The organism is Candidatus Hodarchaeum mangrovi (genome assembly GCF_975850365.1).
In genome coordinates, this window is sequence record NZ_CDLCQJ010000072.1 from 1 (window position 1) to 15,147 (window position 15,147).

Here is a 15,147-nt window from a genome sequence, read left to right on the forward strand (position 1 = left end):
GCTGATGTTTTTGATGAAAGCGAAATTAATAGTGTCAACCTTTCTTTAACTATTAAAAATTCAACAGATTCTTCTGTTTTACGTGATAGCGTTTATTCCATGGTTTCTTTGGATGGAACTCACTTTTATAATGATACAGCTCTTGAAGGAGTTCCAAGTTTGGGAATCAATGTCTATTACAATATATCTGCCCTAGATATTGCATCTAACAAAAAGCAATCCGAGAACTTATTTTTCACATTAGGCGATTTAACTCCCCCTATTGTATACTACTACAACGTTTCTGATAATGAAGATGGATCATTAATATTTTACGCCAATGTATCTGACGAAGAAAGTCTTGTCCAACAAGTTGTGTTAAGAATTAATAATACTTACTCGAATATGTATCTCAATTCGTCTGGATTATGGATTTTTGAGACCTTTGCTTATTATAATGTTTTATTAAACTATTCTATTCATTCAGTAGTTGATAGTGTCGGTAATGAGAACAATAATACGTTTTCTCCCCAATTTGGGTTAATTTATCCTCAAGATTCATATCAACCAGTCATATATGATGCAAGTTATAATCTAAGTGCTCATGAAGAGGGATTTGTAGTCTTTAGAGCTACTGTAGAAGAAATGAATGAATATCAAAGTGGAGTAAATACCAGTAATGTAGCTATCTATCTAGCAATTTATAATGGCAGTTGGGCCAATGATACTTTTCCTTTATATCCAATTGGTGAAATAACCTACGAATTTGAATATACATTTAATTTTAATGACACAGTAGTCTATAGAATTACTGCATCGGATTTTGCAGGCAATATAAATTGGGGGTTTGAACATATAGCGGTTATTGGTGATAATAGTGTACCAAAAATTACTTTCAATGCTCAAGAATTTGGCAATGGTACAGTTTTATTTAATTCTAATGTTATTGATTGGCCTGATAATGATACTACGGCGACTCTTTATTATACGCAAAACTATTTTGGAACTTGGTATAATGTATCAATGAATAGTATTGATGACAATCTATTTTACCAAGAAATCCATAATTTCGACTTTAGACTTCACGATGTTTGGTATTATACAATAGCTATCGATTCAGCTTCCAATATAGTAGATATTACTCCTGACCAGTATCAAAAGATTGAATTGAGTGATTTAATTCCACCAACAGTTTTTTTTACAATAGAAAATTCCTCTGTTACCGATGGAAAGATTTCGATAACTTCTTGGGCAAACGATCTGTATGGGGACGTGCGTGATATCAATAACACTTTTTACATTAATTTTACACATCAAAGTATTACAAATCAATATCTAATGGAGTATGATTCCTTCTACTTCTATACCTTCGAACAAACCTTTAATTATGGAGAAGAAGTTATCATAGAAGTCTGGACAGCTGATAACGCAGGTAATTTAGGAATAAGTAATCGTACGATTCTGATAAATGATATATCAGCTCCTAAAATACTAAATACTGGTATTTATGAATATCAAAATGGTACCGTAACATTCTGGGCTGAGGTGATTGAATATTCGACTGGAAGTGGTCTTCCATCTGACCATTCCTCAGTAAGACTAGAATTTGTATTTATCTCCATTTTTAACGAAACTATGTCTAAGAATGGATCAGAAAATATTTATACATATACAGTTTCAGGATTTGTTCCAGGGAACGCATTTAATTACAGAATAAGTGCATATGACAATTGTAATAATCTAGCAATTACCCATTGGAATATGGAGATTATTGAAGACAAGTCTCCTCCAATTGTTAAAGATTTTGGATATACTGAAACCTTAATAAATCATTCTTTCTCTCGACTAAATTTTTGGGTTGATGCAACAGATTATTTTGGTTCAATTAATGCTGCTGAAATAACAATAGACTACTTTAATGGCACCTCATGGATAAATTTATTCGGTAGAATGAGCTTAATAGCTTCAAAGTATTCATATTCAACTTATATCCATTGTAATTGTACTTTCAACTATTCAATATTAATTTATGATGGTAAACCTAATTTTATTTTAGTCGAGAATGTTAGTTTGAAAACCTATTGGGGGCCAGTGATTATAGATGCTGGTATTTTTCAAAAATCAGACAATTCGATTTTAATATGGGCTAATGTCTCAGATTGGGGATCAGGAATTTCGGAGGTAATCTTAGACTATGAATTTGTTTCCCAAGGAGGGTCTGGAGGAAGTGGAGCTGATTTACAGACAGAAACAGTTAATATGGATTATAATGGTAGTTTATATGTTACTACCCTCTCTTTCTCTAATAGTGGAACAATTACATGGAGTATAATTGCAAAGGAAGGTTCTAATATATTTAGTACTTCGAAATCATCTTCTCAGCCATTTTTCATTACGATTCCACCAGATAATTCCATCTCATGGGAAGAGTATTTACCAGTTATAATCGCTGGTATAGTTATTCCTTTGGTGGTTATTTTTGGAGCAGTTAGTCTTCGGAGAAGACAACGACAAAAAGTATATGTAAAAAAGCAGAAAGAAAAAGAGATAGCCCAACGTTTTACTGATGTTTTAAGCATAAGATCGATTATTTGTAGAAATAAATTTGGAATAGCATTCTATACTGAAAACTTTTTAGTTGAAACTCAGGATCTTGATTTAACAGCAGGATTAACATCAGCTGTATCTAGTCTTGTAACTGAAGTATCTAAAAGAGCGATGAAGAAAGGAGAATTTGATGTATTAGAAAGAGAAGGGTTTAGTATACTATCGCATCATGGTGAATATTCTACAATAAGCTTGGTATCTGAAGGACGTTTAAGTGAATTTATGAAAGAGAAGATTACAAGACTTCATGAGGCAATTGAAACAAGATTTAGTCAACAGGATCTAGAAGATGTAGGAATAAGAGACTATCCTGAAGAATTTAGAGGATTGATCTATCAACATCTAAATGTCGGATTATTAAGTAAATTAACCCTGGATTTTAACCGATTTCACAATCAGCGCAAGGAATTCACTGAAAAAGAACGAAAGCACATATTATACTTGAAGGGTCTTCTGCTTCGTGATGGTCAAATTGCATTTTATGTGGTTACTTTTACCTCATCTCTTACAAAACATGGAGTATCACTTGTCAAAGCATACAAATTATTAGAGAAATGTTTCCGCTTAAAAGTCATTTATCCAATAATGCTTGAACCGAAAGTTATGTAATTCTTATTTCATTTAAAATTTATTCATTAATACTTATTCAACTTTCTAGGTGCTAGAACTTCGCTCCACAGGAGATACAGAATTTTCCTTCTGGTGGGTTCATGATACCACATACTGGACACTCACGTTGTTCAAAACTGTCCTGAATAGGGACTTGTTCTTCAGCAATAGCTTCTAAGGGAGTCAAGAGGATTTTTTTAGATTCTACTACACTAATATTCCACAGTGATCCTACTTCTTTTAATTGACCCATAATATTTTCGGGTAAGGTAATACGATTATCACTATCCATAATTACCATCCGAGAAAGATCTAAGCTAGAGAGGTCAATATCTTTTCCATGTTGTCCCAGAAAAAGACCGTCTCTAAGCTCTATACTTCTATTTGCATACCCTGCAACATGATTTGAATGGGTTGCGAAAAGAAATGCCATTCCTGTATCTCGATTTAACTGTTTAAATAGTTCTAATAATCGAACACTAGTTTTGAAGTCTACATTTCCTGTCGGTTCATCTGCAATAATAATTCGTGGATTATTTGCCATTGCACGTGCTATAGCTACTCTTTGTCTTTCTCCTCCACTTAACCGTGTAGCAAGTTGGTTTTTGCGAGGAAGAACACCCATGGTATCTAATAATTCCAATGCACGTTTTTTTCTAAATTCATATGGGACCTCTGCAAGCGTCATTGATTGAACAACATTATCATAAGCAGATAAGTCAGGAAGAAGATTACCCTCTTGAAAAACAAAACCAACTTCATGTCTACGAAAGAAAGTCAAATCCTCTTCAGAGGTTTTAGTTATGTCAAATTCTTCATTGAATATAACGGATCCTGCTGTTGGTCTCATAAGGCCCCCTAAGACTCGTAACAATGTTGATTTTCCAGATCCAGAGGGCCCAACAATTGCAACAGATTCTCCCTGTGAGATTTCAAAACCTACACCTTTTAATGCCACAACTGATGCTTGATCTTGTTTAGCACGGTAAATGTGATAAAGATTTTGCGCTTTTAATAGTGATTTAGCCATTCTTTTTTCCTCCTATAATTCACGAACAACGATTGAAATTTTTGCTTTAATAGAACTTCGTGTGGAGAAATAGGTAGCAATTAACATAGCTATTAGAGTAAGGGTCAGTGTTCCTATTAATCCCAAGGTATCAAATATAATTAAGCGCTTTAATGTCACACCAGAAGCAAGGGTACTTAAAGGAGTTATAAAAACATCGATAAATTCAAAAAACCCATTAAATAGTATTGAAAGGCCTAATCCAATTATTAATCCCCAAATTACAGAAGTAAGGAGTAATACAGCTGATTCACTAAATACTAACTTATAAATTTGACGATCAGAGGCACCATAACTACGAAGAATAGCAAATTCTCTTTTTCGTTGTTCCATTAGAATACTCATGAATATAAATGTAGCTAAAGTGGCTGCAAGTAGAGAGATGACAAAATCAGCAGTTAATAAGCCAGGTATTCCATAATCAACATTTTCAATTTCATTTGCTTGTCGAATCTCCTCTTTCAAAGTTTTAACAGATATAATCCATGAGTTTGTAGGGGAAAGAAGAGCACTTTTAATAGCTTTAACATCTGCATTTGGTTTTGTTTTGATAAGATATTTTGAAGCCAATATACCTTTTGAATCATTTGTAAATAAATTTAATTGATTTTTAAGAAAATTTGGGATTAATGCAGTTATGAATGGAGGTAATGAGCTTAAATTTTCAGCTAAAGCAGTCAAATTACTGACACGATTAAGTAATGAATGATCGATAATTATATTGCTTGGTCCAATTCCGGCGGGACAGTGATCAAACACACCTTTTACGGTCACATTATGCGGAATAAAATCATAATTAATAAACGATCCATTCCAATGATATGTTAATATTTCAATTGTAAAGGATTCACCAATTTCCAACGCTTTTTCACGAAAAACTGTTTTACCAAGAAGAACTCCATTTGGATCCTCTCTTAAACTATTTATTAAGTCTGTTGGAGTAGAATCAGGAACAGAATCACTTTGCCAAATTCCTACAGTGTCATAAAGTTGATTATCGATTGTGTATAATAAAACTGGATCATTGAATACCATTGCTGAAGTAACTCCAATAGCCATAGCATTATCAATTTTATCTGAGCTAGCTGCGAATTCTTGTATTATTAATGATGAAAAATTAAGACTAGTTGAAACCGAAAGATCAGCACCAACTTCAAAAGTTACTAGACGTTCTTTATGAAATTCCCCTGTATTGCCTTGTACTGCAGCGAGAACACTGAACGATACAGTTAAAGCTATAATTAAAGCTAATCGTGGCATATCCCCTGCTTTTCGAAAAACATTCCCTTTCGCTAATAAATTGATATCTTTTAAGAATCCTATTTTCCGTGTTACGCGATCTGCTTTAGGAGGTATGAAGACAGCTAAGCGAGCGACTAAAGCAGCTCCTCCTATCCAAAATAGAGGAGGTCCTAAAAGTGCTAGAAATCCTCCAACTACTCCTAAGTTAATGTAATAGCCAAACCAATCATTCGCAATAACTAAAACTAATACTAGAAGTCCAATAGTAAAAAATATTAAGTCTAGATTATTACGACGTAGAAAATTTTGTTTTTTAACCTCTGTACGACGTACAGACTCAGTTATTTCCATTTCAATAAAAGTATTTGCTTTTCCATTTACCATAAGTAATAATATTACAAATATAAGGCCTCCAACCACAAAAAATGCTATTTGGTCGAAATAGAAAAAGTCGGGAAGCTCACTTAATGCATAATCCCAATCCCATCTCATAAATCCTTTTGCTGTTCCAATACCCCATGCAGCGAATATCGCAACTAAATAACCGATAATTAAGCCACTAATGGCTAGAATAAATGTCTCTATTAGCACTTTTCGCTTAATTTGCCTTGGAGAGGCTCCTTGAGTTTTTAAAATTCCTACTTGATATTTTCTTTCATGTAATGATAGATCTACACCAAAAGAGAGTAAATATAATGATAAAATAGCAACTGGAACAGTAAGAATCCCATCAAAAATAAAGATAAACAGGCTTAAGATTTGAAATGGTAGTAACTGTCCTTCCACAAGATTAGTTCCAATGAAAACCAAATTGGTTTTCTCAATTTCATTTATTAACCGGTTAATTTGGCTATTAACTTGTTGTGGATCAGCTAAATTAAATTTATCCTCATCTATTTTTATAACTGCGTATCTCATTTCATTCATTCGAAGATCTGTTAAGAATACGGTTTTATTTTGACTTTCCAGTAATTCTTGAGGTACATAAATTGATCCAGCTGTTCCAAACATTAATGCTTCAGAGAAAATTCCTGCAGAGGCTCCAATATCTGAGGATATTATCCCTGCTACTGTTACATTACTTAAAGTAATTTGAGAAAGAGTATTCTGATTGAAAATATTCTCTGGATCTTGTTGAGTAATTGCAAGAGTAATAGATTTTAGGATGTTTCCTTGTTGAATTCGTGCTTTTTCAACTAGATCCTCTGAAATTATTACACCATGATAATAGGGACTAGAATTAGTATATATTCCAGTATCTGGTGATGTAAGTAGCTTATTCTTAAATCTAACTCCAATATCAGAGGAAGAAAGGAAGGTATTTGAGAAAACAATCCCTTCAGCATTTGAGAACGTTTGATTACTATATTCTACGAGTATTTCAGCTTCTAAATTGGCAAGAGTATACATAGTTGTAGAAGTACCAGTTGTTTCTACAATTGTCCGTGCATTGCCATATAAAAGCTGCGCATCTAAAACCTGTGGATTAGATTTGAAATTATTCTTAAAACCTTCAAGTTGGGAATCATTAAAATTTCCTCTAAAATCTATACGAATTTCATAAGGAGAACCCTCTATAACAGTATCATATACATTATTCATCAATACGGTCGAATAAAGCAGAATTCCAGATAATATTGAAATTCCTAATACCAGCCCAGCAATCATTGAAGAGGATCTACGTTTATTTCGAATTATTGAAATAAATGCAGCTTTCAGATAAACTAATCGTTCTCTAATTCGAATTCTACTGGCTTTAGGAAATTTTTCTTGAGTAGTTTCTGTTTGGTTCATTATATTGCCTCCCAAACGTCTTCTTCTCGAAATAGATGCCCTTCCCGAAGAATTAAGATTCTATCAGTTTTTTGTGCAATTCCTACATCATGGGTCACTAGAATTATAGAAATATGTTTTTCTGTAATAATCTCTCTGAATAAATTTATAATTGAAATACCAGTTTTAGAGTCGAGATTCCCTGTTGGTTCATCAGCTAAGAGAATTTTTGGGTCATTTATCATCGCACGAGCAATAGCTACTCTCTGTTGTTCACCACCACTCAAATCATCAGGCAAATGATTCATTCGATGCTTTAATCCAACTTTTTCAAGAAGTTTTTCAGCTTTCTCACGAGCTAACTCCTCATTTCCTCCTGATAACATAAACGGAATCATTACATTTTCTAATGCTGAAAGATATGGCAAGAGGTTAAAATCTTGATAAATGATTGAGGTTTTAGCTCTTCGTGTTTCAACTGGATTAGTTGCTTTCAAATCTAGATTATCTATTGAAACCAAACCATCCTCATACTGCTCTATACTTGCTAAAATATTTAATAAAGTACTTTTACCAGATCCAGATGGCCCCATAATGGCAATAAACTCCCCAGGTTCAACATTTAAACTAATACCTTGGAGAACCTTAATATCTTCTCCATGAGGTATTTTAAATGTCTTATGTAACTCTTTAACTGTTAATAATGACAATATCAACTACTCCGTACAATTAAAAAGACTATAAAGATAATTAAAAGCTTTAAAATGATTAAGAAGCTAATTATTTTATAGTTTAAAAAGGAAAAGAATGTGGAATCTTAACCCCACATATTAAAAAATATCAAAAAATAAGCAATAAAAAAAAATATAATATCTTTTTTAGCCTGTTGTGTTTGGATTGTAAAAGAATTTATTTTACAACAAGTTTTCTCAAAAATTCCTGTGAAGGACTTTCAGGATCGTTATGAACATGTCGACTATAATATAATTCATCACAAATATCTCCTTGGAAAAGTGTTTGAGACGTTTTTTTAATCACGTATTCATTTGAATGTAGAGTATTGATTACACTTGGATAACAAACAACATAATTTGCTATTTCTTGATCATCAACATCTTTCATAGATTCATACCAAGCACATTTATCAAATTTAGCTACCCACATATCTTCATCAAAATCATAAATTGCAAAATTAAAACCTCCACACTTTACCCAAAAATTCACATATGAGTTTCTAGCCTCGCTACATGTCATTTTTTGTTTTTCCTTCCCAATTATCTGAGCATTGTATAGAATAAAATCTTTATACAACTGAATAGTGATATCTCTCCCAAGGACATCCTCTAGAGCCTTTAAAACGTGGTATAAAACCATATGCTTAGCTTTAAGTAATTTACTGATTCGTATCTTATATTTTCCATTGCCAAGTTCCTCAATCTGCTGGACATCATAATATTTGAATACCAATTTTAAAAATAAAGGGTATTGTTTTAGAAAAGGAACAGAATTTTTGATTTCGTACAGTGGAATATACTTTAGATCATTCTTATAAGAAATCATATCATTGTTAAGTCTTTCCTGCGTTCTAATAACAAACTTCTCATGAATATTTTCCTTATTTGCTTTTATATAATTGAAAAATTTATCCAAGTAGGAAAAATATTTCTGAAGGAAATCTTTCAGATCAATTTCAGTTGTTGCATTAGGATCATAAGTTTTGTAGTACTCATAGTCTTTCTCTATATTAGTAGATGTCAAAATTTTACACCTTATATCCATCATAATTTGATTTTACATTGGTAAATATTTCGATTATGGCAAATACCACCTTTACATTAATAGTTATTAATAGATCTTAAAAGTAAAGAATATTGATAGCTAAATCCTAAACTTCTTTTTTTTATTAAAATAGAAATTAATTAAAAATACTAGCTTAGAGTAATCCATTCTTCATTATAAGGTGATTTCAAGCATTTTTCTCATATTTGAAGTTGAATCTTCATTCCATTATTAACTAAAGTGTTATATAATCTTATCCATGAAAAAGGACCTGTAGTGAGTGTTTCAAGGAGGGAATTTCTTCCTACTTTCTCGTCAATAATTTGACAAATGTGTGCACCTACAACATAATACCCTCTTTTAATTACACCTATATTCCAAGCTATTTTCTTTAATTCTTCGTCTGATAATTTTCCAATATTTAAGAAGAGTTTATTCACTTCATTTAATAACCTTTTTAATTCAATTTCATTCTCTAAAAGGGTATAGTCTTGAATGTTTGATGCAGGAAATAAATGTTGAGCTTTATATCCAACAAATGTACAAATACCCTCACTTTGAAAATTATCTAATATATAATTTAGTATATCATTTCTATTTAATTTCCCTTCTGTTCTATGATCTCTACACCACGAATAACAACAATGAAAGAGTTCATGTATCAATGTATTATAAATTATATCCAGATTGTTTTGCCAATAAGGAGCAGAGATATCTATAACAATATCTTCCATGGCAAATGCGTGGGTTGGATTAAATGCTGTAAATTGAATTGTAACGTCATAATTTTCGATAGATCCTCTAGGTGAATAGGAGAAAAGATGAGGAAGAGCTTTATTTAAGAACAATTCTTTTCCTTCTATTATTTTTCTACTATTTTTCATAATCCCATCCTTTTGTCTTTTATTCTCAGAAAGTTTAGACCAAAACAATATTTTATCCCTCCATTCATCAAAATTTATTTCATAATTGACATTTTTCGCCCAAAGTTTGGTACACCACTGTGCACGTTCGTTCTCCCAAAATTCTTCTTCACGCTTGAGAATATCTTCAGGATGAAAAATAATTTTTTCTAGAGTTGATGTACTAAATTTGATATAAGGTTCTTTGTCATCAGGAGTCATAAATTTCACTTCAGAATCGTTTTTTAATTAGATCAATAGGAGAATTGACTGATCTGGAAGGTACGAAAATCTGTTATTCTTTATAAGTACCTAAACTGGTAAGTTAATTTTATAGTAAATTTGTCAAACAAGAAAATTATTTAGATAAACCTCATTTTATTAAATAGTTTTTAGTTAAAGAGCAGAATTTATTTTCGCTAAATACAAAATGTCCCATATTTTCTCTTAGATTTAATTTCTATCAGTAAATGATATTAATCTTATCCTAAAGATTTTAAGATTCTATAGAATTAACTTTAGTCTCCTATCTTTTTCCATATAAATGATAAATTGAAGCCATTTATTATAAGAAAAATTAAAAATAAATCTAATACATAAAGATTGAAAAACTAAGAGAGTTCTAATGGTGGAAAAGATAAAAATTCTTGATTATGATAATGTTGATCCTTTAGAGGTACTTCAAATCAATCTATTAGGATTAGACTTTGCTCTTACTCCTGAAAGGGTAAGTTTAATTCGAAAATATGACCCACGACCTTTTCCATTTCTTGCTCTATATGCAGTTAAAAATGATAAAGTTATTGGACAAGTAGGAGTTTTTAGATTACCTATGGTTACTAAGGAAGGACCAGAGGATGTTGGAGGTATTTGGGCTGTTTGTACTCTTCCTACATACAAACGTCTTGGAATTGCCACAATCTTAATGAATAAAGCACATGAGATAATGCGTGAGGAAGGATTACGATTTTCTACTCTTGGTACATCAAAATTCCGTATTGCTCATCCTTTTTATTTAAAGTTAGGATATCAAGATGTATTTTCTTCATCTAACTTAATTTTTCAACGAGAAAAAATTTTAATTACTGATAATAGTTTCCGAGTTGAACAAGTGGATTTTACGAGGTTAAATCTTGCAGATAAAGTATTTCGTGAGATTTCAGAGGATGCTTTAGGATTTGCTAGGCGTCATGAACCATTTCTGCCTGCTATGGTTGCTATTGGCGATTTAGCAATTGGTAAACTTGATGAAGAAAATATTTGGCTTATTTGGAAAGAGGATCGACTGATAGGATATCTGATTGCAAAACTAGCTGGTTCAGTACTTCAGGTAATTGATATTACGTTATTGGATAAAATGGATGCAATTTATGCTATATCTGCACTCTCTAAACGATTTTTAACACCATATATTCAAGTTAAAAGCAATCATCCCATTATTACTCAAAGTCTATCAAAAATCTCTGGATTAATTATCCCTCATGATTGGAGCACCTTCATGTTGAAGCCATTAACCCCTGACGTCATTAATGTAAACCCTAAGCATCTTTTCGGAATCGGTTCGGAGAATTTCCTGTATTCTGGGTTAGATAGTACTTAATAGAATTATTAAAAATAAAACTTAAAATGAAACTAGATTTTTATTAAATTATTACTTTAGAATAATGAAAGGTGTTTTACTAACAAATAATATTAATTTAGTGAAATTTAAAGCAGATCTCTAGTAGGAAGTCTATATTTCAAAACTAGAACATAAAACCCTATAGAGATACAAGTAAACAAGATAGCTTGAGGAAGGATATCAAAGAGGCTAAGATCGCCAACTATTGGGCCTACCATGTCAAAATAACCAAAAGGTGTTATGAATAATAACAAAGCGATATCAAGGATGAATGCAATAGGAACCATTAGTATTGAGGCTATAAATACTATCAACACGATTTTAAAACCATGTTGTGAAGGAAATAGTAATAAAAAGGCTAAGAAAAAGATAAATGTGACAGTATACGCCCAATCCATTGTAAGAAACGCAGTAATTAAATTATTGAAATCTGAATAGTCATTTAACAATATTTCCATACCTAGAAGTGTGAGAAAATTCGTAGCAAATAGAATTTGCCAAACGAAAACAGAAGCGATTGTACGTTGGAGAATTATTATTGAACGACTTTTTGGAAGTGCATAGGTCAATTCTACATAATCATTCTTATAATCACGATTAGTTATGTCATTTATAATAAGAAGTAAAAAGACACCATAATAAAGCCATGAGAAGCCAAATAATTGATAAGCTAACCAGCTATCAAGACTGAGATTTATACTTTGAGTATGATCATAAAGAATTCCCTTAAAAAATGGATTTTGGAGTAGTGGATAAAGTAAAGCTCCAAATTCAGAAGGTTCAATTGCTCCCCATTGATTAAGAACATATATAGTAAAACCAGCAATTGCTATTAAAAAGACTGTAATTAATCCTGTATTTGCTTGAAGCTGATCACGAATAATAGGGAATCTCCAACCGATAAATGAAAATAATTTGTTAAGCGGAGTTTGAATAAATGTTAATTTATTCAGAATTCCACTTCTTTTGTCTGTTATCACTAAACTCTTTTGAGAATAACTCTCTATGAAATTTTTTCGACAAAGAAGAATGAATATTCCTAGGATAAAACTAAAAACTAGTATTATTGAAAGAAAAACGAAATCAAAAGGAATTTTTGCCTCAACACTATTCATGAAAATCTCTGCCCTTGAGGTTAAGCTAAAATCTTTTAAGAAAGCTAGCTCATCTGTAATGGGAACATTTCCAATTAAAAAATTAAATATAAAATAAAACCCTCCTAGTAAATATCCTCCTTTTCTAGAAAAAGTTAATGAACATCCAAAAGCAGAAAGAAAGGCGAAATTTAAACCTAAAAATATAATCATTATAAATAAACTTGTTATATTTGGGACTCCTTCCAAATTGGTATTTAATGCTAAAAAAGCAATAGAGATAAGATAAGCTATAAAACATGTTAAAGATAGAAGAATAGAAATAAGAATTGAATTTTCTAAAAGGAATATTAAATTTGATTTTGATGTAGTAAAAAGAAGTTCCTTACCATCTTTATCACGAAAAGGAAGGATATTTACTCCAACAAATATTGCAAATAAAGGTATATACATCTGAAAAGCAAAAATGTTTCCAAATAGTATCCAAAAATAATACCCGGGATTATCAACTGTCTGTACTAATGCACCAAAAATGTTTGAAATAGTTTCAACATATCCTGCTGTTCCTTCTTCACCAGGATAAACCAAACCAAATATTAAACTGAACATTACTGCAAAAAGAACTGATAAAAAGAAAACCATTCTTTGTCTCAAAAAATGAAGATAAAAACGCTGGAGAAATAATGGTATATACATTGTGTTTATAATTCCTCCTGTTTTCCATAAAACTGCATGAAGTATTCTCGTAGGCTTCCTGGAGGGTAAGCAAGTTCTTCAAGTCCCATAGGAATTAATAATTCTAAAAATTTATCAATTGAATCATTTTGTTTTAAAAGTATTTTTACCTCATTATCTTTTGTTGATAACAAGTTATCTCCTAAATTTTGAAGTATAGAAGGATTTACCTGTTTTAAACGAGCTTCTAAGATTCGTGGAACCTTTTTGCTAAGATCATCAATATTTTCAACATTGACAAGAAATCCATCTTTTATAATACCAACACGATCACAAATTTGTTGAACTTCGGCTAAATTATGGCTACTGAAAAATATAGTTTTGCCACGTTCCTTAGTTTCTATTAACATTTCATATACTTCTTGTTGAAGAAGAGGATCTAAACCAGCAGTTGGTTCATCTAAAATTAAAACATCTGGGTCATGCATAAATGCTGATATTACGCTAATTTTCTGTTTATTTCCTTTAGAAAGTTCTCTGATTTTTTTATTATAAGGTAAATCAAATTTTTTAATTAATTCCTTTTTTCTTAATGCAGGCTTACCACGCATACTTTCTACATATGATATAAACTCGTTTGCAGTATAATAATCTGGGAGAGCTAGATTTTCTGGAATATATCCAATATTATCACGAACTTTATTGTTCATACGGCTGATTTTTTCACTATTTATCCAAATATCCCCTTTTGTTGGAATAAGAATATTCATCATACATCGAATTGTGGTTGTTTTTCCAGCTCCATTTGGTCCTAGAAATCCAAAAATTTCACCTTTGTGTATCTCTAAATTTAAATTTTCAATTCCACGAGTTTTTCCATAGTATTTGGTTAAATCCTTGATTTTAATTTTTATGTCTTTATTCAAAGATTGTATCTCCAATTCTGTTAGTAAAAATTTTGATTACTCAATGAAAAAGCTAATTACCGTTAGATTTATGAATGATGTTCATAAAATTATGAACAATAGTCATATTTAAATATTATTATTGGGGTATATTAAATAAATAATATGAAAATTGCTGTAATGAAAATGACACACGAACAATCTAATACAGTTTCAAAGATAAAATATGATAGGGAAGCCAAAATAAGGAAAATCATTAATACTACATTCAATCTCTTAAGCAAACACGATTTTGAACGTATAACAACCCGTCAAATTGCAAAAGAGGCTGGTGTTAGCATTGGTACAATTTATCTGTACTTCCCAGCAGGAAAAGAGGACATAATAAAAAATATGGTTTCATTTGTAAAATCTTCTCTTCAATCTGATGACATTAACAGGAATATGGAAGTTATTGACCTAAATACTGCATTAAATGATTGGTTAAATCGATTTTTAGCCTTTCATCAAGAAAATCGTTCTATTTTATTAGCATTTGAAAAAGCTTCTTTAAAAAGACCTGAGATATTTAAAGATGTAAACCTTGCAATAGAACTAGAGTCCCTAAAGGCTTCTCCAGTATGGGCACAAATCCCTGAAATTAAAGAAGTAATGCAAAAGCACGATCGAACTCTAGATGAGATGAGGAAGTTTATCATGCAAGCAGTACGCATTATTGACGTCATAGTCCATCGACATGTTCTTTTTCTGAGATTATATGAAGAAGACGACCAATTAATTCAAGTATTAATACGAATTTTCCGTGAAATGGTTTTAAAATAACTTTCTAAATTAAAACATTAATAACATTTGACGAAATACAATTCAAACTTTAATAATAGTATTTTTTTCA

At 31.3% G+C, this 15,147-nt stretch carries 10 protein-coding genes; 3 read left to right on the top strand and 7 right to left on the bottom strand.

All coding sequences use genetic code 11. The features are described 5' to 3' along the window. Positions 1-3,195 (top strand): hypothetical protein (locus ACWVCY_RS06930; protein WP_455141462.1); only part of this gene is annotated, 3,195 nt, incomplete at its 5' end. 52 nt (positions 3,196-3,247) lie between these two features. Here the strand turns inward: ACWVCY_RS06930 and ACWVCY_RS06935 are convergent. The 5 genes from ACWVCY_RS06935 to ACWVCY_RS06955 form a co-directional block, all read right to left on the bottom strand. Continuing rightward, on the bottom strand, positions 3,248-4,225 hold the full coding sequence (locus ACWVCY_RS06935) for an ATP-binding cassette domain-containing protein (protein ID WP_455141464.1): 978 nt from the start codon (positions 4,223-4,225) through the stop codon (positions 3,248-3,250). A 12-nt stretch (positions 4,226-4,237) separates the two neighbouring features. Further along, a complete protein-coding gene (locus tag ACWVCY_RS06940; protein WP_455141465.1) occupies positions 4,238-7,300 on the bottom strand; it encodes an ABC transporter permease in 3,063 nt (1,020 codons plus the stop codon). After that, the gene (locus ACWVCY_RS06945; protein ID WP_455141467.1) at positions 7,300-7,989 is read right to left on the bottom strand and encodes an ABC transporter ATP-binding protein; all 690 of its coding nucleotides are present in this window, start codon (positions 7,987-7,989) and stop codon (positions 7,300-7,302) included. Before ACWVCY_RS06945 ends, ACWVCY_RS06940 begins: the two co-directional genes overlap by 1 nt. Positions 7,990-8,188: 199 nt before the next feature. Then, a complete protein-coding gene (locus ACWVCY_RS06950; protein ID WP_455141468.1) occupies positions 8,189-9,037 on the bottom strand; it encodes a hypothetical protein in 849 nt (282 codons plus the stop codon). 221 nt (positions 9,038-9,258) lie between these two features. Further along, on the bottom strand, positions 9,259-10,182 hold the full coding sequence (locus tag ACWVCY_RS06955) for a DUF5700 domain-containing putative Zn-dependent protease (RefSeq protein WP_455141470.1): 924 nt from the start codon (positions 10,180-10,182) through the stop codon (positions 9,259-9,261). Between the two features lie 403 nt (positions 10,183-10,585). On the opposite strand from ACWVCY_RS06955, the gene ACWVCY_RS06960 reads away from it, so the two are divergent. Further along, complete coding sequence (locus ACWVCY_RS06960; protein WP_455141472.1) at positions 10,586-11,560, top strand: GNAT family N-acetyltransferase; 975 nt, start codon at positions 10,586-10,588, stop codon at positions 11,558-11,560. Positions 11,561-11,667: 107 nt separating this feature from the next. Here the strand turns inward: ACWVCY_RS06960 and ACWVCY_RS06965 are convergent, their stop codons facing one another. Together ACWVCY_RS06965 and ACWVCY_RS06970 are read right to left on the bottom strand one after the other, a co-directional pair. Next, complete coding sequence (locus tag ACWVCY_RS06965; RefSeq protein WP_455141474.1) at positions 11,668-13,371, bottom strand: hypothetical protein; 1,704 nt, start codon at positions 13,369-13,371, stop codon at positions 11,668-11,670. A gap of 5 nt (positions 13,372-13,376) precedes the next feature. Next, entirely contained in the window at positions 13,377-14,276 is a 900-nt protein-coding gene (locus ACWVCY_RS06970; protein WP_455141476.1) for an ABC transporter ATP-binding protein, read from the bottom strand. 165 nt (positions 14,277-14,441) lie between these two features. On the opposite strand from ACWVCY_RS06970, the gene ACWVCY_RS06975 reads away from it, so the two are divergent. Beyond that, a complete protein-coding gene (locus ACWVCY_RS06975; RefSeq protein WP_455141478.1) occupies positions 14,442-15,077 on the top strand; it encodes a TetR/AcrR family transcriptional regulator in 636 nt (211 codons plus the stop codon). Positions 15,078-15,147: the final 70 nt, after the last annotated feature.

Excerpts from the sequence above, each read along its gene's own strand:
- ACWVCY_RS06935 (WP_455141464.1), bottom strand. The coding sequence starts at position 4,225 with ATGGCTAAATCACTATTAAAAGCGCAAAATCTTTATCACATTTACCGT.
- ACWVCY_RS06940 (WP_455141465.1), bottom strand. The coding sequence starts at position 7,300 with ATGAACCAAACAGAAACTACTCAAGAAAAATTTCCTAAAGCCAGTAGA.
- ACWVCY_RS06955 (WP_455141470.1), bottom strand. The coding sequence starts at position 10,182 with ATGACTCCTGATGACAAAGAACCTTATATCAAATTTAGTACATCAACT.
- ACWVCY_RS06960 (WP_455141472.1), top strand. The coding sequence starts at position 10,586 with ATGGTGGAAAAGATAAAAATTCTTGATTATGATAATGTTGATCCTTTA.
- ACWVCY_RS06965 (WP_455141474.1), bottom strand. The coding sequence starts at position 13,371 with ATGTATATACCATTATTTCTCCAGCGTTTTTATCTTCATTTTTTGAGA.
- ACWVCY_RS06975 (WP_455141478.1), top strand. The coding sequence starts at position 14,442 with ATGACACACGAACAATCTAATACAGTTTCAAAGATAAAATATGATAGG.